Source organism: Actinoplanes sp. ATCC 53533 (assembly GCF_003947245.1).
The window spans coordinates 1-777 of record NZ_QHHV01000596.1; the positions used below are offsets into that span (position 1 = coordinate 1).

Sequence of the window (777 nt, forward strand, 5' to 3'; positions counted from 1 at the left end):
TTGTGCCGACGGTGTTGAAGTCGTAGAGGATGTCCCACTCGCCGCTGTCGTTGGCCAGGACGATGTAGCTGTGCACGCGCCCGTTCGCGTCGCCGCCGCCGACACCGGACAGGCCGTGGTACTCCTCGGTGCCCTGGCCCCACTCCACCCAGTACGGGAAGTACTCCTGCACCCCCTCGTCGGCGTTGTAGGAGGCGTGCAGGCCAAACTCCACCCCGTCGGCGGCGTCGTCACCGTTCTGGCCGTTGCGGCTGCTGACCTCCAGGAAGTTGTTCACCGTGTTCGGCAGCGTGGCCGCATCCGCGCCGAAGGAGATCCCGACGTTGCGCCAGGTGCCGAACGCGCCGAACATCGGCTGGGAACCGGTGTCGACGCACAGCCCGGTGAGAAGCCGGCTGTTGCTGTACCGATCGCAGTGCCAAGCGCTGTACCGCAGCCGCCAACGCTGGTACCAGTCGTCGATGGACCAGTCCGTCACGCAGTTGCTCACCCTCAGCGCCGCGCCCGAGGTGGTGGCACCGCCACGTAGGTCGAGGCAGCGGTAGTCGGCGATGCTCTGCAGGTTGATGCCGGTGAACGCACCGCCCGTCGGCACGGTCCACATCTGCTGAACGCTGTTCTGGTTGCAGGTCACGGCCGTCACCGCAGCGTTGTTGACGTTCTGGGCGGCGCGGGCGAGGCAGAGACCGGTCTGCTCGTTGCGGAGCCGGTAGACCGGCGTGATCTCTTCGTCGACGATGACCGAGAGGTCCACATCCCAGCGCTGCGCCGCGACCG

At 67.2% G+C, this 777-nt stretch carries 1 protein-coding gene; it reads right to left on the minus strand.

Annotation, left to right across the window (positions count from 1 at the left end; translation table 11 throughout):
* A partial coding sequence (locus tag DMB66_RS60210; RefSeq protein WP_233625640.1) for an RICIN domain-containing protein occupies positions 1-754 on the minus strand: 754 nt, incomplete at its 3' end.
* Between the last annotated feature and the right edge of the window lie 23 nt (positions 755-777).